This is a genomic window from Variovorax beijingensis (genome assembly GCF_007828835.1).
In the GTDB taxonomy this organism is placed as follows: Bacteria; Pseudomonadota; Gammaproteobacteria; order Burkholderiales; family Burkholderiaceae_C; genus Variovorax; species Variovorax beijingensis_A.
Window position 1 is genome coordinate 1137145 of the sequence record NZ_VIVL01000001.1, and the last position, 15516, is coordinate 1152660.

The window sequence follows — 15516 nt, forward strand, 5'->3', positions numbered from 1 at the left end:
CAGGGCCCGCGCCATCCTGCTACGCTCGGGTGGCCCGCCAGCGCCGACACGGCGGGCTTTTTTCTGCGCCGCTTCCTTTCCCATGGTCTTTCCCCTCATCACCGATCCGCATTTCTATGCGGTGGCCGTTCCCGCCGTGCTGCTGCTGGGCATCAGCAAGAGCGGCTTCGGCGCCGGCTTCGGTTCACTGGCGGTGCCGCTGATGGCCCTGGCGGTCACCGTGCCGCAGGCCGCGGCCATCCTGATGCCGCTGCTGCTCTTGATGGACCTGCTCGGCCTGGCCGCCTTCCGCAACGACTTCGACCGCGCGCTGCTCAAGTTCCTGATTCCTTTCGGACTGCTCGGCACGGTGATCGGCACGCTGCTTTTCCGCACGCTCTCGGCCCACACCGTGGCCGGCATCGTCGGCGTGTTCACGCTGTTGTTCCTTGCGCAGCGGCTCGCGTTTCCGCCCAGGCCGGACGATCCGCTGCCCTCGCGCGCGGTGGGCGCGGCGCTCACCGCGGTCTCGGGGTTCACGAGTTTCATCGCGCATGCCGGCGGGCCGCCGATCAATGCCTACGTGATTCCGCTGCGGCTCAAGCCGGTGGTGTTCACCGCCACCATGGCGTATTTCTTCTTCGTGGTGAACCTGAGCAAGTGGATTCCCTACGCATGGCTCGGCCTGATCGACCTGCGCACGCTGGCCACATCGGCGGCGCTGATGCCGCTGGCGCCGCTCGGCGTGTGGGTGGGCATCCGCATTGCCCGGCGCATCGATGCGACCTGGTTCTATCGCTTCGTGTACCTGGGCATGCTGCTCACAGGCCTCAAGCTCGTCTACGACGGATTCTTCGCCTGAGGCCGGAGCTTTCGCTCAGAACTCGACGATCGACTTGAAGCCGCCGAAGATCATCCGCTTTCCGTCGAAAGGCAGGGTCTTGGGGTCCATCGCGGCAATGCGCGGGTCGGCCATGACCTTGGCGTTGACCGCGTCGCGGTGCTTGCGCGACTTGTAGACGATCCACGAGAAGGCCACGGTTTCGTCGGCCTTCTGCTTCACGCTCTGCGGAAACGAGGTGAATTTTCCCGGCTTCACGTCGTCTGCAATGCATTCCACATATTCGAGCGCGCCGTATTCCATCCAGATCTTGCCGGCCTTGCGGGCCAGCTTGCGGTAGGCCTCGACGTTGTTCGAGGGAACGGGGACGAGAAAGCCGTCGACATAGCGAGCCATTGAAAGTCTCCTTGAAAGAAACGGAAAATAGAAAAGAAAAGCGGGTCGCCGGATGGGCGGGCCCTCAAGACGCCGCTGCACGGTTTGCCGTGCTTGCGGATGCCGCGGCTCCCTTGTTGTTCTTGTCGTTCCGAGTGGACCCCGGAGATGCGGTGCGAAGCAGCAGCGCCCCAAGCAAACCTGCCAGCGCCGCGAACACGGCGCCGACAAGAAACGCGAGGTTGTAGCCGCCGGTGAGCGCAAGGGGCATCTGCGCCCCGGCCGCTTCCATCGAACTGGTGCGCGCCGCGGCGGCACTGGCCAACACGGCGAGCCCGAGTGCGCCGCCCATCATGAAGGCGGTGTTGACCACGCCCGAGGCGAGGCCCGAATCGGCCGGGTCGACCTCGCTCATGGCCGCGAGCAGCACCGGGTTGAACGCCATGCCGGCACCCAGGCCGAGCAGCATCATCCCGGGCAGCACGTCGATGACGAAACTGCCGTTGACGGGGGCGCGCGCGAAGAGTGCAAGGCCGATGGCCGCGAGCCAGAGTCCGGCCGCGAGCGGCTTGCGGATGCCGAAGCGCATCACCAGCCTGGCCGAGAGGCCGAGCGAGAACACCGCCATGATGATGTTGGCTGGCAGGAAGGCGAGGCCGATCTGCATCGGCGTGTAGTTCAGTACCAACTGCATGTAGAGCGCGGAGATGAAGAACCACGCGAACATCGCCGCCGCCCACAGCACGCCCACCACGTTGGCGACCGACACACTGCGCAGGCGGAAGAGACCCAGCGGCATCAGCGGGTGCTGCACGCGCGCCTCGATGGCGATGAAGATCGCGAGCAGCACCACGGCAGCGCCGAGCAGGCCCAGCGTTTGCGCGGAGCCCCAGCCGGCTTCGTTGCCGTTGACCACACCGTAGACCGCGAGCATGAGCGACAGCGTGACAGTGACGGCGCCGGCCACGTCGAGCTTCTCGCCATGCGCGTGGCCGCGCGCGCTGGGCAAGAGCGCCATGCACAGTGCATACACGGCCACGCCGATCGGCAGGTTCACCAGGAAGATCCAGTGCCAGCTCAGCGAACTCGTGAGCAGCCCCCCCAGCAGCACGCCGATGCTGCCGCCGCCCGCGCAGACGAAGCCGTAGACGCCCATCGCCTTGGCACGGTCGGCCGGCTCGGTGAACAGATTCATGATGAGCGAGAGCGAAACGGCCGAAACCACCGCGCCGCCCAGCCCCTGCACCGCGCGCGCCGCGACCAGCAGCACCTGCGAATTGGCGAGGCCGCAGGCCAGCGAGGCCAGCGTGAACAGCACGAGGCCGATCAGGAAGAGCCTGCGGTGGCCATACAGGTCGCCCAGCCGCCCGCCCAGCAGCAGGAAGCCGCCGAAGGTCAGCATGTAGGCATTCACCACCCAGACCAGCGAGGTCTCGGTGAAGCCGAGGTCGGTGCGGATCGAGGGCAGTGCCACGTTCACGATCGTGGTGTCGAGCACGATCATCAGCACGCCGAGGCACAGCACCATCAGTGCGAGCCAGCGCTTTCGGTTGTTGTCGAGTGTGTCGGTCATGAAGAGCGGTTCCTGCGGGTTGCGGATGGGAGGGGCGGGGTCAGACCAGCGGCTTGCCGCCGTTGATGAGCCAGGGCGTGCCGAAGCGGTCGGTCACCATGCCGAATCCCTCGACCCAGAAGGTCTTCTCGAAAGGCATCGTGACCTTGCCGCCTTCGGCGAAGGCGTCGAACACGCGCCTGGCTTCCGCGACGGTCTCGATCGTCAGTGCCACGCCGAAGCCCTTCATGCCTTCATAGGGCTGGCCGGGCATGGTGTCGGAGGCCATCAGCATGCCGTCGCCGTAGGCCAGGGCTGCATGCATGATGCGTTTTTCGGCGCCGGGCGGAAACTGCCCGGCGCCCGGGGCTTCGCCCATGGTCATCATCATCTGCATGGTGCCACCAAGCGTCTTTTCATAGAAGCGCATGGCCTCGGCCGCATTGCCGTCGAACGAGAGATAAGCGTGGATGGGAGACATGAGGTTTTCCTTGGTTGTTTTCTTGCCGAGCCCTGCTTTCAGGCGGAGGCGGCGGGCGCCACCACCAGCAGCCAGCCCACGCCGAAGCGGTCCGCGAGCATGCCGAAGCTGGAGCTGAAGAAGGTCGGCGTGAGCGGCTGCATCACCTGGCCGCCGTCGGCCAGCGCATCGAACCACTGGCGCGCCTGGGCGTCGGTGGAGGCGGTGAGGGCCAGCATGATGCCCTTGAACTCCGGCTGGCCCGAGCACCGGCCGTCGGAGGCCATCAGCTCGGTTTCGCCGATGCGCACCACCGCGTGCATCACCTTGTCGGCCGCCGGCGCGCCGCCGCCGCAGCTGGCGTCGGCATCGGACGAGGGCGGCATTTCGGGCGCCTCGCTGTAGCGCATGAGCTGCACGACCTCGGCGCCGAGCGCCTTCTTGTAGAACCCGAGCGCTTCGTCGCAGCGGCCTTCGAAGGACAGATAGGACTGGACTTTCATGGCATTTCCTTTGGACTGAGGATGAAAGGATGCGCAGGGACCTGCGCGCATACGGAATAACTAAGTTTGTGTACACCGTCCACAAAGAATAGCAGACATAATGGACACTGTCCACATGGAGATTTCTTTGATGAGCCCCCGCATCGTCCCGCCAGCCCCCAGCCCGCCCGCGGCTCGCAGCACCTACCGCCACGGCGACCTGCGCCGCGCGCTGCTCGACGCAGGCATCGAACTGGCGCGCGACGGCGGCCCCGAGGCGGTGGCGCTGCGCGAAGTGACGCGGCGCGCGGGCGTGGTGCCCAATGCGGCCTACCGCCATTTCGCGAGCCGGCGCGAGCTGCTGCTGGCGGTGCGCGCGGCCGCGCTGTCGGCGGCAGCCGGGGCCATGGAGAAGGAACTGGCGGTGCTGCCCTGCGACCAGCCGCCCGTCGACTTCGCGCGGGCCCAGGTGCGGGCCATCGGTACTGCCTATCTGCGCTTTGCCCAGGCCGAGCCGGGCCTGTTCCGCACCGCCTTCGTGGTGTCGTCGGAAGACGCCGAAGGGGAGGTGGGGCCGGCGAGGGCCGGCGCCAGCGGCAAGGACCCGTTCCAGCTGCTGGGCGCCGCGATCGACCGGCTCCTGGAAGCGGGTGCGCTCGACCCTTCGCACCGCCCGAACGCCGAATACCTGGCCTGGTCGGCCGTGCACGGCCTGGCGCTGCTGATCATCGAAGGACCGCTCAAGGGCATGGATGCGCAAGCCAGCCACGCGCTGGGGCAGCGGCTGATCGACATGGTGGAGCGGGGGCTCTAGCCTGGGCGGCCTCGGCTACAGATAGATCTTCTGCAGCAGCCGGATCAGCGTTTCGCGCTCGCGTGCCGTGAGCCGGGCGCTGGCGTCGGCCTCGAGCTGCGTCACGGTCTGCTCGGCCTCGCGAATCAGCTTTTCGCCGGCCTCGGTGAGGTGCAGGCCCACCGCGCGGCCGTCGTGCGGATGCGGGCGGCGCTCGATGAGTCCGCGGCTGTCGAGCGTGGCGACCAGGCTCACCAGGTTGGGCGGCAGGATGTCGAGCGTGTTGCACAGTTGGCGCGAGGTGGCGCCCGGGTTGTGCGCGAGCAGCGACAGCACCGAGAAGTCGATCTGCTTGAGGCCGTACGGCGCCATGCGCTCGGCGAACACGCTGCTCACGATGAGCCAGGCGCGGCGCGCGTTGTAGCCGACCAGGGCTTCCAGCATGCGGGCGTCGAGCCGCTCCGATTTGCCGCTTGGCGCTGCGGCCGGCTCTGCTTTGGCGGGACTGTTCTTGGATGGACGGGGCATGGCCCGAGCGTAACTCGTGGCCGGCCCGGCCGGGCTTCCGTCAGCGCGCGGCGGCGGGAGTTTTTGCGGCGTCGTGCGTCATCGCGACACCTTCGCAGGCGCGCTTGACGATGGCCAGCCGCATGTCGAATTCGGGCAGCACCCAGCGCCGCAGCGCGGCCGCCGGGCCGGCCCTGGCGGCGCGCTCGGCCGGCGTTGCCTCGGCCGCATCGATGCGCGCCCAGGCCCAGGCCAGCATCGCGAGCATCACCGCGCGCAGGTAGTCGTCGGCCACTTCGTAGGACAGCACGGGGTTGGCATGCGCGGCCATCGCGATGGTGGTGCCCAGGTAGCGCAGCTGCGCAAGCCGGCGCTGCACGTCGGCATCGGCCTCGCGCGAGGCGTCGAGCGCGTCGCGCAGTTCGAGCAGCACGGCCGACATCGCGGCGCCGCCGTCAGGCAGCACCTTGCGCACCAGCAGGTCGATGGCCTGGATCTCGTTGGTGCCCTCGTAGATCATGGTCACGCGCGCATCGCGCACGATCTGCTCGATGCCCCATTCGCGCACGTAGCCGTGGCCGCCGAACACCTGCAGGCATTCGCTCGCGCCATGGAAGGCCTGCTGCGTGCAGGCGGCCTTGAGCACGGGCGTGACCAGCGAACACCAGTGCTGCGCGCGTTCGCGCGCCTTGGGGTCGGCGTCGTGCGCGGCCACGTCGAGCATCAGTGCGCTGCGGTAGGCAAGCGTGCGCGCGCCGTCGATCCAGGCGCGCTGGGTGTCGAGGATGCGGCGGATCGCGGGGTGCTCGGCGATCAGGTCCGCGGCTTCGGCGCCGCGGCTGGCGGGCACGGCGCCGGGCGCACGCATCTGGCGGCGCTCGGCCGCATAGGCCTCGGCCTTCTGCCAGGCGGCGTCGAGCAGGCCGATACCCTGCAGCGCCACATGCAGGCGCGCCGCATTCATCATCACGAACATCGCGGCCAGGCCGCGGCCCGGCTCGCCGACCAGCCAGCCGGTGGCGTCGTCGAAGCGCATCGTGCAGGTGGGGCTGCCGTGCAGGCCCATCTTCTCTTCGATGCGCTCGCAGTGCACCGCATTGCGCGTGCCGTCGGGCAGCACCTTGGGCACGAGCACCAGCGACAGGCCCTTGGGACCGGCGGGTGCATCGGGCATGCGGCACAGCACCAGGTGCACGATGTTGGGCGTGAGGTCGTGTTCGCCGCCCGAGATGAAGATCTTGCCGCCACTCACGCGCAGGCTGCCGTCGGCTTGCGGCACGGCGCGCGTGCGCACCTGGCCCAGGTCGCTGCCCGCGTGGGCTTCGGTCAGGCACATGGTGGCGAGCCATTCGCCGGTGGCGATCTTCGGGAGGTAGAGCGCCTTCAGTTCGTCGCTGCCGTGGTGCTTGAGGCAGGCATAGGCGCCGTGCAGCAGCCCCGGCGCCATCGTGAGGCCGTGGTTCGCCGCGCTCAGCCATTCGTAGAGGATGGCTTCGAGCACGGCCGGCAGCCCCTGGCCGCCGTCTTCGACCGCGGCCGACAGGCCGGGCCAGCCGCCATCGACCAGGGCCTGGTAGGCCGCGCGGAATCCGGGCGGCGTGGCGACCTCGCCGTTGGCGAAGCGGCAGCCGATTTCGTCGCCGCCGCGGTTGATGGGTGCCACCGCCTCGGCCACGAAGCGCGCGGCTTCCTCGAGCACCTGTGCCTGCAGCGCTTCGTCGACCTCGGCGAAGGGCGCGAGCGCACGCAGCCTCGAAGGTGCATCGAGCACCGCGTTCAGGATGAAGCGGCTGTCCTCGGGGCGGGGGCGGTAATCCATCGGTGTCTCAGGACTCGGCGGTGAAGCCGATCTTCTTGACCAGCGGACCCCAGCGCTCGTATTCGGACTGGAGCGATTTCTTCATGTCCTCGGGCGAGGAGCCGTGCGCGACCAGGCCGACCGACAGCAGGCCGTCGGCCACGGCCTTGTCCTTGAGCGCGGCCTGGATCGCCGTGCTCGCGGCGGCGATGACGGGGGCGGGCGTCTTCGCCGGCGCGAAGAAGCCGAACCATTCGTCGGCCACGATTTCCGGGAAGCCCTGTTCGGTGAAGGTGGGCACGTCGGGCAGGTAGGCCGCGCGCAGGGCGCCCGAGGTGGCGAGCACGCGCAGCTTGCCGGCCTTGGCGAAGGGCAGGTAGTCGCCCACGGGCGTCATGCTCGAGGCGATCTGCCCGCCCACCACGTCGTTGATGGCCGGCAGCGAGCCGCGGTAGGGAACGTGGCGCAGGTCGGTGCCGGTGTTCAGGCCCAGCAGCGCACCCAGGAAGTGCGGCGTGGAGCCCGCGCCCGGCGAGCCGTAGCTGGCCTGGCCGGGATTGGCCTTGGCCCAGGCGATGTAGTCCTTCAGCGTCTTCACGCTGGCCGGCACCATCGGGCCGACGGCCAGGCCGTGCGTCATCACGGCGCCGATGGAAACCGGCGCGAAATCGGCAAGGCCGTAGCTCAGCTTGGTATAGATGTGCGGGTAGGTCGAGAGCGCCGAGGCCTGCGCGAGGCACAGCACCGAACCGTCGGCCGGCGAGGTCTTGAGCGTGTCGAGCGCGATGCGCCCGCCCGCGCCGGGCTTGTTCTCGACCACCGCGTTGATCTTCGAATAGGGCGTGTCGCCCAGTTTCTCGGCCACCCGGCGCGCCACGCTGTCGCCCGCGCTGCCGGCCGGAAAGCCGTAGTAGATCTTGGCCTGCTGCACGGCCTGGGCGAGTGCGGCAAGCGGATGCAGGGCGCTGAGCGCGGCTGCGCCGCCGAGTGCCTGCACGAATTGGCGTCTGTTGGTCATGGTGTTGTCTCCTTGTCTTCCGGGCTCTGTTTGCTGGGGCTGAAAATCAGCGCGGCGCCATGCGCAGGGCGCCGTCGAGGCGAATGACTTCGCCGTTGAGGTGGCCATTGGTCACGATGTGGCAGGCCAGCTCGGCAAATTCCGAAGGCTTGCCCAGGCGCGGCGGAAACGGGATCGATGCGGCCAGCGATTGCTGCACGGCCTCGGGCAGTTCCATCAGGAGCGGCGTGGCGAAGAGGCCCGGCGCCACCGTGCAGACGCGGATCGCATGCTGCGCGAGGTCGCGTGCCATCGGCAGCGTCATGCCCACGAGGCCGCCCTTGGAGGCGCTGTAGGCCTGCTGGCCCACTTGGCCGTCGAAGGCCGCGACCGAGGCGGTGAAGAGCATCACGCCCTTCTCGCCGTTGTCGAGTGCTTCCAGCTTGGCGCAGCGGGCCGCAAAGAGGCGCGCCATGTTGTAGCCGCCGATCAGGTTGATGTTGACCACGCGCACGAAGTCTTCGAGCGGCGCCGGGTTGCCGTCCTTGCCGACGATGCGCTTGGCGCTGCCGATGCCCGCCACGTTCATCAGGATGCGCGCGGTGCCGTGGGCGGCCTCGGCCTTGTCGAGCGCGGCATTGACGCTGTCGGTGTCGGTGATGTCGCAGACGCAGGCGACGCCGCCGATCTCTGCGGCCACCTTCTCGGCCAGCTCGGCGTTGCGGTCGAGCACGGCCACCTTGGCGCCCAGGCGCGCCAGTTCGCGCGCGGTGGCTTCGCCCAGGCCCGATGCGCCGCCGGTCACGAGTGCGGCTTGTCCTTCGATCTTCATGGTGTATGTCTCCTCGGGTGGTGGTTCAGCGGGGCTTCAGGGTGAAGGGCAGGGTGTCGGCATGCAGCGCCTCGACGATTTCGGCGCGGTGCTTGAGCACGGCGCGCTGGTTGATGGAGCCCTTGTCGGTCACTTCGCCCTTGTCGATGGAGGGCGGCTCGGCCATCAGGTGCAGCCGTGCGATGCGGTTGGCGCTGCCGGTGCCCATGGCCGCCAGCGCGTTGGCCACCTGCTGGAAGTGCGCCTGCACCGGTGCGCTTTCGAGCACCTGCTGCATGGTGGCGCTGCCGGGCAGGCCGGCCAGCTCCCGCACCTTCTGCGTCGGGAAGACCAGCGCGCCGACTTCCTTCAGGTTGATGCCGGTCAGTACCGCGTCCTGCACATAGGGCGCGCCGGCCGCGATGATCTTGGCGCGCAGCGGGCCCACGCTCACGAAGGTGCCGGTGGCCAGCTTGAAGTCTTCGGCGATGCGGCCGTCGAAGCGCAGCCCGCGGTGGATGTTCGACTCGTCGATCCATTTCACCGCGTCGCCGGTCGAGAAGAAGCCCTCTTCGTCGAAGGCTTCGGCCGTGGCCTCGGGGGCGCGCCAGTAGCCGGGCGTGATGTTGGGGCCGCGGTAGCGCACCTCGGTCTTGCCGTCGACCTCGATCAGCTTGAGCTCGATGCCGGCCGCGGGCAGGCCCACGTCGCCCGACTTGACCTCGGGCCCCGTGACGTAGAGCGCGAACGGGCCGGACTCGGTCATGCCCAGGCCCGTGCCCATCACGATGCGTTCGCCGACCTCGGACTCCTGCGTGCGGTGCAGGCTGTCCCACACGGGCTGCGACAACGCGGCGCCCGAGTAGAAGAACATCTTCACGCGCGACAGCAGGTTGCGCCGTAGCACCGCATCGGTTTCCATGGCGTGCGCAATGGCCTCGAAGCCGGTCGGCACGTTGAAATAGATGGTGGGCGCGATCTCGCGCAGGTTGCGCAGCGTCTCGGCCATGCCGCCTGGCGTGGGCTTGCCGTCGTCGATGTAGAGCGTGCCGCCGTTGTCAAGCACGATGCCCACGTTGTGGTTGCCGCCGAAGGTGTGGTTCCAGGGCAGCCAGTCGACCAGCACCGGCGGCTCCTCGCCCAGGGCGGGAATCGACTGGCGCAGCTGCTGCTGGTTGGCGCACCACATGCGGTGCGTGTTGATCACCGCCTTGGGCATCTTGGTGGAGCCCGAGGTGAAGAGGAACTTGGTGATGGTGTCGGGGCCGGTGGCGCGCATCGCGGCGTCGATGGCGGGCGTGGCGGGCGTGGCGGCCAGCGCATCGAACGCTGTGACCGCGCGGCCTTCGGGCGTGCCTTCGGCTATCACGACTTCGGTGTCGGCAGGCACGGCGGCGGCGATGGCGCGGCCGAAGCGCGCGGCGTCGGCGGCGAACACCAGGCCCGGCGTGAGGGTGTCCAGCACGTGGCGCAGCTTCTCGAAGTCCTGGCTCACCACCGAGTAGGGCGGCGACACCGGGCAGTACGGCACGCCCGCATAAAGGCAGCCGAGGGCCATCAGGGCGTGTTCGATACCGTTCTCGCTGAGGATCGCGACCGGGCGCTCCGCATCCAGCCCGCGGTCGAGCAGTGCCTGGCCGATGCTGCGCGCCTTCTGCAGCGCCTCGGCGTAGCTCACGCGCTGCCAGTCGCCGGTGCTGCCGTCGGCCAGCCGTTCGCGGCGGGCGATGAAGGTGCGCTCGGGCGCCTGTTCGGCCCAGTGCGCGAGGCGGTCGGTCATGCGGTCGCGGTAGGGTCCGAGCGCTGTCTCGGCCCGCAGGTACTGCGTGCCCGGCGCACCTTGGCGCAGCACGGCGCGCGTGACGCCGAAAGCCAGCGGACGGTATCGGATGGTGGTCATTCCTTGCTCACTTTCGCGCCGCGGCCTTCGAGAAAGTCGCGCACGCGGGCCTTGGCTTCGGGCGCGTTCTGCACGATGCCGGACATCAGCGCTTCGGTGAAGAAGCCGTGGTCGGCCGACTGCTCGGCGATGCGCGGCAGCGCATGCATCAGCGCGTAGTTGGTCAGCGGGGCGTTGGTGGCCACGCGCTTCGCGAGTTCGAAGGCCTTGTCGAAGGCCGCGCCCTCGTCGACCAGGTACTGCGCGAAATTGGCACGCTCGCCGTCCTCGGCGTTGTAGACGCGGCCGGTCATCATCATGTCGGTCATGCGGGCCACGCCGATCAGCTTGGGAATGCGCACCGAGCCGCCGCCGCCCACGAAGATGCCGCGCGAGCCTTCGGGCAGTGCGTAGAAGGTGCTGCGGTCGGCCACGCGGATGTGGCAGGCGCTCGCCAGTTCGAGGCCGCCGCCCACCACCGCGCCGTGCAGCGCCGCGATCACCGGCACCGGGCCGTGCTGGATCAGGTCGAGTGCGCCGTGCCACAGCCGCGAATGCTGCATGCCCTGGCCGGCGTCGCGCTCCTTCAGCTCGCTCAGGTCGAGGCCGGCGCAGAAATGCGGGCCCTCGCCGTCGAGCACCGCGGCGCGCACCGTGGAAGGCAGCGTCTCGAAGGTGTTGCGCAGCGCGAGGATCAGGCCGTCCGAAAGTGCGTTGCGCTTGGCGCCGCGCGTCAGGCGGACGATGGCCACGTCGTCGCGGATGTCGAGTTGGAGGTCGGGATTGGTCATGATTACATTCGTGTGTGAGTTGGATTATGGTTATGATAAATAATCAATTCAAGGCACTTGAGCCCCCCGATCCCTAGGGACTTACCCGTACTGGAGACAACGACATGGACCACCAGAACCTGATCGCCATCGACATCCACACCCACGCCGAAGTGAGCTGCTGGAACCCCTTCGACAACTACGGCGAGGAATACGACCGCGCCGCCGACAAGTACTTCGGCTCCAGCGGCCGGCCCACCATTGCCGAGAGCGTGGCCTACTACCGCGAACGCAGGATCGGCCTGGTGATGTTCATGGTCGACGCCGAATCGAACATGGGCCGCCGCCGCATCCCGAACGAGGAAATCGCCGAAGCCGCGCAGAAGAACAGCGACATGATGATCGCCTTCGCGAGCATCGATCCGCACAAGGGAAAGATGGGTGCGCGCGAGGCGCGCCGGCTCATCGAGGAGCACGGCGTGAAGGGCTTCAAGTTCCACCCGACGGTGCAGGCCTTCCATCCCTACGACAAGATGGCCTGGCCGCTCTACGAGGTGATTGCCGAGCACCAGCTGCCGGCCATCTTCCACACCGGCCACAGCGGCATCGGCTCGGGCATGCGCTGCGGCGGCGGCCTCAGGCTGGAGTACAGCAATCCGATGCACCTGGACGACGTGGCCATCGACTTCCCGGACATGCAGATCGTGATGGCGCACCCCAGCTTCCCCTGGCAGGACGAGGCGCTGAGCGTGGCCACGCACAAGCCGAACGTCTGGATCGACCTGTCGGGCTGGAGCCCCAAGTACTTTCCGAAGCAGCTGGTGCAATACGCCAACACGCTGCTGAAGGACCGCATCCTGTTCGGCAGCGACTATCCGCTGATCACGCCTGACCGCTGGCTGAAGGACTTCGAGACCGCCGGCTTCAAGCCCGAGGTGATGCCGGGCATCCTGAAGGGCAATGCGGTCAGGCTGCTGAAGCTGGAGGGCTGAGCGCCCGGAGGCGGGCCCAAGGGGCGGGCTACGCGTCCGCCTCTTCCTTGTCCTCGATCAGGTTCCAGTCAAGGCCCGAGCGGCGCTGCCGTTCCTCGCGTTCGCGCGCCATCTGTTCCTCGAACTGCTGGCGGCCGGCCTTGCTGGCCGCGATCAGCTTGGCGCGGTCCTTGTAGTGCGGGTACATCTCGTCGCTGAGCTTGAGGTTCCGGCGGCGAAAACGCATGGCCGATTCGCGCGCCTCGTGCGCCGGCCAGCCCAGCGCCTCGAGCGTGCTGCGCGCGCTGCGCAGCGACGATTCGAACACCTCGCGCTCCACATCCGTCACGCCGCGGTCGCGCAGCTGGAAGAGGTGGTTCACGTTGCGGGCCCGCGCGATGATGCGGGCCTTCGGAAAGTGCTCCTTCACGAGGTCGACGATCTCCAGCGACTGCTCGATGTCGTCCACCGCCACCACGATGGCCTTGGCCGTGCCGGCACCCGCGGTGCGCAGCAGGTCGAGCCGCGTCGCGTCGCCATAGAACACGCGGAAGCCGAACTGGCGCAGGCCTTCGACGGTGTCGGCGTCGTGGTCGAGCACCGTCACGCGCAGGCCCTGCGACATCAGCATGCGGCCCACGATCTGGCCATAGCGCCCGAAGCCGCAGATCAGCACCTTGGCGTCCTGCTGCTCCGAGATTTCTTCCAGTTGCGTGCCGTTGCTGCGGCTGTAGCGCGGCAGCACGAACTTGTCGAGCAGCACCAGCAGGAGCGGCGACAGCAGCATCGACAGCGCCACCGCGCCGATCAAAAGCGAGGTGGTCTCGGGCGGCAGCACGTCGGGCCCCGCAGCCTGGAACACCACGAACGCGAACTCGCCGCCCTGCGCCAGCAGCAGCGTGAACACCGGCCGCTCCTGGTAGGCCAGGCCCATGGCCTTGGCCAGCGCGTAGATCACGGCCAGCTTGATGGCCATGAAGCCGACCACCAGCAGCGCCATCAGCCCGGGACTCGCGATCAGCACGCCGAAGTCGATCGACATGCCCACGGCAATGAAGAACAGGCCCAGCAGCAGGCCCTTGAAGGGTTCGATGTCGGTCTCGAGCTCGCGCCGGTATTCGCTCTCGGCCAGCAGCACGCCGGCAAGGAAGGCGCCCAGCGCCATCGACAGGCCCACGAACTGCATCAGCGCGGCGATGGCCACCACCAGCAGCAGCGCCGCGGCGGTGAAGATCTCGGGCGTATCGCTGCGCGCGATCCAGCGCAGCAGCGGCCGCAGGGCCAGCCGGCCGCCGAGGATGATGCCGGCGATCACGCCGACGATCTTCAGGCCCTCGAGCGTGCGGTCCAGCCCGCCGAGCGACTGTTCGGCCGCCGTGGCGCCCGCCAGGAGCGGCAGCAGCGCGAGGATCGGGATGGCCGCCACGTCCTGGAACAGCAGGATCGAGAAGCCCGCCTGGCCGCTCGGCGTCTTCAGCAGGTTGCGCTCGCCCAGCACCTGCAGCGCAATCGCCGTGGAAGACAGCGCCAGGCCGAGCGCCGCCACCAGCGCCACGCGCCATGCCACGCCCGCGGCAAAGCCGACGGCGAACAGCGCCAGCGCGCAACTCAGCACCTGCGCGGTGCCCCAGCCGAAGATCGGCCGGCGCAGGTTCCACAGGCGCTTGGGTTCGAGCTCCAGGCCCACCAGGAACAGCATCAGCACCACGCCGAACTCGGCGAAATGCAGCACGTCTTCCACGCTGGAGACGAGCCCGAGCCCCCAGGGGCCGATCGCGATGCCGGCCACGAGGTAGCCGATGATCGAGCCCAGGCCCAGCGCCTTGGACAGCGGCACCACCAGCACGGCGGCGCCCAGGTAGATCAGGCTGTTGGTCAGCCAGGCGGGTGCGTGTTCCATGCTCAGGCCATGCCTTTTTCGTCGTTCTGTTCTTCGGCGTCGGCCGGGCGGTCGGTTTCGGGCACCGGGCAGGCCACGCAGGCTTCGAGCTCCTCGAGCTCGGGCCATTGGGGATAGCTGCCGAGCCGCTGGGCGAACACGTCGACGTGCGCCGCCACCTCGTCCTCGGCGGCGCTGCGTGCGCCGTGCAAGACCAGCGGCGGCAGGAAGCGCATGCCGCACAGCGCCGCGGTCTGCTCGTAGGGCGGCAGAAAGGCGTCGAAGAAATAGCGGTGGTAGCTCTGGGGGTGGTAGCTCGGCTCTGGGCTGCCCGTGGTGGCGACCAGCCAGCAGTCCTTGCCCTGCAGGGCCGTGCCGCCAGGACCGTAGGCCCATCCGTAGCTGAGCACGTCGTCGAGCCAGAGTTTCTGCAGCGCCGGCATCGAATACCACTGGATCGGGTGCAGCAGCACCACCAGGCTGGCCCTGGCGAGCCGAGCGTGTTCGGCCTCGACGTCGATCGCGAAGTCGGGGTAGCTGCCGTAGAGGTCGTTCACCTCGACCCCTGGCACGCCGCGCGCGGCGGCCAGCATGCGCCGGTTCACGCGCGAGTCGCGCCAGTGCGGGTGGGCCGCGAGCACGTAGATGCCGCCGGTGTCGCCGGCGGCCGATGTTGTTGTCGTCATGCCGCGAACATAGCGCAGGTTTGGCGCTTGCCGGGACCGGGCGCATCCCGTGTCGCTACGATGCGGGGGTTTCCAGCTCTGGAGGAGATGCTATGCCGGTGGTTCTGGTCGCCAATCCCAAGGGCGGCGTGGGCAAATCGACGCTCGCAACGAACATTGCGGGCTACTTTGCGAGCCGCGGCCATGCGGTGATGCTGGGCGACGTGGACCGCCAGCAGTCCTCGCGCCTCTGGCTCGGCCTGCGCCCGCCGCAGGCGCGCCCCATCGCCACCTGGGAAGCCACCGGCGACAGCGCCGTAGTGCGGCCGCCGCGCGGCACCACGCACGCCGTGCTCGACACCCCCGCCGGACTGCACGGCTGGCGCTTCAAGGAGGTGCTGGCGCTGGCCGACCGGGTGATCGTGCCGCTGCAGCCGAGCATCTTCGACATCTACGCCACGCGCGACTTCCTCGACCGGCTCAAGGAGCAGCGCCGCGCCGAAAAGACGAGGATCAGCCTCGTGGGCATGCGCGTGAACGCCCGCACCCTGGCGGCCGACCGGCTGCACGAGTTCATCGCCAGCCTCGGCGTGCCGGTGCTCGGCGAGCTGCGCGACACGCAGAACTACGTGCAGCTCGCGGCGCGCGGGCTCACGCTGTTCGACATCGCGCCGGGCCGGGTGCAGCGCGACCTGGCGCAGTGGCAGCCGATCTGCGACTGGCTGGAAGGCTGAGGACCGTGGCTGTCGCAAGGCCG

General features: G+C 68.6%; 16 protein-coding genes. 4 read left to right on the top strand and 12 right to left on the bottom strand.

Translation table 11 applies throughout. The annotated features are described in order from the left end of the window. The first annotated feature begins 82 nt into the window (after positions 1 to 82). Positions 83 to 841, top strand: coding sequence for a sulfite exporter TauE/SafE family protein (locus FB547_RS05440; protein WP_145740236.1), 759 nt, complete (start codon positions 83 to 85; stop codon positions 839 to 841). Between the two features lie 15 nt (positions 842 to 856). On the opposite strand, the gene FB547_RS05445 is transcribed toward FB547_RS05440, so the two are convergent. The 4 genes from FB547_RS05445 to FB547_RS05460 form a co-directional block, all read right to left on the bottom strand. Beyond that, entirely contained in the window at positions 857 to 1216 is a 360-nt protein-coding gene (locus FB547_RS05445) for a DUF1428 domain-containing protein (RefSeq protein WP_145740238.1), read from the bottom strand. 64 nt (positions 1217 to 1280) lie between these two features. Next, positions 1281 to 2768, bottom strand: a complete 1488-nt coding sequence (locus FB547_RS05450; RefSeq protein WP_145740239.1) for a DHA2 family efflux MFS transporter permease subunit — start codon at positions 2766 to 2768, stop codon at positions 1281 to 1283. Between the two features lie 40 nt (positions 2769 to 2808). After that, entirely contained in the window at positions 2809 to 3228 is a 420-nt protein-coding gene (locus tag FB547_RS05455) for a VOC family protein (RefSeq protein WP_145740241.1), read from the bottom strand. 38 nt (positions 3229 to 3266) lie between these two features. Then, positions 3267 to 3710 carry a VOC family protein gene (locus FB547_RS05460; protein ID WP_145740242.1) on the bottom strand — a complete coding sequence of 148 codons (444 nt, stop codon included), beginning with the start codon at positions 3708 to 3710 and terminating at the stop codon, positions 3267 to 3269. Positions 3711 to 3840: 130 nt separating this feature from the next. Between FB547_RS05460 and FB547_RS05465 the strand changes: the two genes are divergently transcribed. Next, a complete protein-coding gene (locus FB547_RS05465; RefSeq protein ID WP_145740244.1) occupies positions 3841 to 4503 on the top strand; it encodes a TetR/AcrR family transcriptional regulator in 663 nt (220 codons plus the stop codon). A 15-nt stretch (positions 4504 to 4518) separates the two neighbouring features. Here FB547_RS05465 and FB547_RS05470 read toward each other — a convergent pair whose 3' ends face one another. From FB547_RS05470 to FB547_RS05495, 6 genes are read right to left on the bottom strand one after another with little or no spacing between them, the layout of a single operon-like run. Next, positions 4519 to 5010: a MarR family winged helix-turn-helix transcriptional regulator gene (locus FB547_RS05470; protein WP_145740247.1), complete on the bottom strand. Its 492-nt coding sequence runs from the start codon at positions 5008 to 5010 to the stop codon at positions 4519 to 4521. A 40-nt stretch (positions 5011 to 5050) separates the two neighbouring features. Next, positions 5051 to 6808 (bottom strand): acyl-CoA dehydrogenase family protein, encoded by a 1758-nt coding sequence (locus FB547_RS05475; protein ID WP_145740249.1) that lies wholly within the window; start codon positions 6806 to 6808, stop codon positions 5051 to 5053. Positions 6809 to 6815: 7 nt separating this feature from the next. Next, complete coding sequence (locus FB547_RS05480; RefSeq protein WP_145740250.1) at positions 6816 to 7805, bottom strand: Bug family tripartite tricarboxylate transporter substrate binding protein; 990 nt, start codon at positions 7803 to 7805, stop codon at positions 6816 to 6818. A gap of 46 nt (positions 7806 to 7851) precedes the next feature. After that, complete coding sequence (locus FB547_RS05485; protein WP_145740252.1) at positions 7852 to 8616, bottom strand: SDR family NAD(P)-dependent oxidoreductase; 765 nt, start codon at positions 8614 to 8616, stop codon at positions 7852 to 7854. 25 nt (positions 8617 to 8641) lie between these two features. Beyond that, complete coding sequence (locus FB547_RS05490; protein WP_145740254.1) at positions 8642 to 10495, bottom strand: feruloyl-CoA synthase; 1854 nt, start codon at positions 10493 to 10495, stop codon at positions 8642 to 8644. Beyond that, positions 10492 to 11265 (bottom strand): crotonase/enoyl-CoA hydratase family protein, encoded by a 774-nt coding sequence (locus FB547_RS05495; protein WP_145740257.1) that lies wholly within the window; start codon positions 11263 to 11265, stop codon positions 10492 to 10494. The genes FB547_RS05490 and FB547_RS05495 overlap by 4 nt, the downstream gene beginning before the upstream one ends. A 104-nt stretch (positions 11266 to 11369) precedes the next feature. On the opposite strand from FB547_RS05495, the gene FB547_RS05500 reads away from it, so the two are divergent. Then, positions 11370 to 12236 carry an amidohydrolase family protein gene (locus FB547_RS05500; RefSeq protein ID WP_145740259.1) on the top strand — a complete coding sequence of 289 codons (867 nt, stop codon included), beginning with the start codon at positions 11370 to 11372 and terminating at the stop codon, positions 12234 to 12236. 28 nt (positions 12237 to 12264) lie between these two features. Here the strand turns inward: FB547_RS05500 and kefC are convergent, their stop codons facing one another. Continuing rightward, positions 12265 to 14115, bottom strand: coding sequence for a glutathione-regulated potassium-efflux system protein KefC (kefC, locus tag FB547_RS05505; protein ID WP_145740261.1), 1851 nt, complete (start codon positions 14113 to 14115; stop codon positions 12265 to 12267). Between the two features lie 2 nt (positions 14116 to 14117). Further along, positions 14118 to 14780, bottom strand: a complete 663-nt coding sequence (locus tag FB547_RS05510) for an NAD(P)H-dependent oxidoreductase (protein WP_145740262.1) — start codon at positions 14778 to 14780, stop codon at positions 14118 to 14120. Positions 14781 to 14872: 92 nt separating this feature from the next. Between FB547_RS05510 and FB547_RS05515 the strand changes: the two genes are divergently transcribed. After that, positions 14873 to 15493: a ParA family protein gene (locus FB547_RS05515; RefSeq protein ID WP_145740264.1), complete on the top strand. Its 621-nt coding sequence runs from the start codon at positions 14873 to 14875 to the stop codon at positions 15491 to 15493. The last annotated feature ends 23 nt before the right edge of the window (positions 15494 to 15516 follow it).

Bases quoted from the DNA above. Each gene is read 5' to 3' on its own strand.
- FB547_RS05445 (WP_145740238.1), bottom strand. From the start codon at position 1,216: ATGGCTCGCTATGTCGACGGCTTTCTCGTCCCCGTTCCCTCGAACAAC.
- FB547_RS05465 (WP_145740244.1), top strand. From the start codon at position 3,841: ATGAGCCCCCGCATCGTCCCGCCAGCCCCCAGCCCGCCCGCGGCTCGC.
- FB547_RS05470 (WP_145740247.1), bottom strand. From the start codon at position 5,010: ATGCCCCGTCCATCCAAGAACAGTCCCGCCAAAGCAGAGCCGGCCGCA.
- kefC (WP_145740261.1), bottom strand. From the start codon at position 14,115: ATGGAACACGCACCCGCCTGGCTGACCAACAGCCTGATCTACCTGGGC.
- FB547_RS05490 (WP_145740254.1), bottom strand. From the start codon at position 10,495: ATGACCACCATCCGATACCGTCCGCTGGCTTTCGGCGTCACGCGCGCC.
- FB547_RS05515 (WP_145740264.1), top strand. From the start codon at position 14,873: ATGCCGGTGGTTCTGGTCGCCAATCCCAAGGGCGGCGTGGGCAAATCG.
- FB547_RS05485 (WP_145740252.1), bottom strand. From the start codon at position 8,616: ATGAAGATCGAAGGACAAGCCGCACTCGTGACCGGCGGCGCATCGGGC.
- FB547_RS05495 (WP_145740257.1), bottom strand. From the start codon at position 11,265: ATGACCAATCCCGACCTCCAACTCGACATCCGCGACGACGTGGCCATC.
- FB547_RS05455 (WP_145740241.1), bottom strand. From the start codon at position 3,228: ATGTCTCCCATCCACGCTTATCTCTCGTTCGACGGCAATGCGGCCGAG.
- FB547_RS05450 (WP_145740239.1), bottom strand. From the start codon at position 2,768: ATGACCGACACACTCGACAACAACCGAAAGCGCTGGCTCGCACTGATG.
- FB547_RS05510 (WP_145740262.1), bottom strand. From the start codon at position 14,780: ATGACGACAACAACATCGGCCGCCGGCGACACCGGCGGCATCTACGTG.
- FB547_RS05500 (WP_145740259.1), top strand. From the start codon at position 11,370: ATGGACCACCAGAACCTGATCGCCATCGACATCCACACCCACGCCGAA.
- FB547_RS05460 (WP_145740242.1), bottom strand. From the start codon at position 3,710: ATGAAAGTCCAGTCCTATCTGTCCTTCGAAGGCCGCTGCGACGAAGCG.
- FB547_RS05480 (WP_145740250.1), bottom strand. From the start codon at position 7,805: ATGACCAACAGACGCCAATTCGTGCAGGCACTCGGCGGCGCAGCCGCG.
- FB547_RS05440 (WP_145740236.1), top strand. From the start codon at position 83: ATGGTCTTTCCCCTCATCACCGATCCGCATTTCTATGCGGTGGCCGTT.
- FB547_RS05475 (WP_145740249.1), bottom strand. From the start codon at position 6,808: ATGGATTACCGCCCCCGCCCCGAGGACAGCCGCTTCATCCTGAACGCG.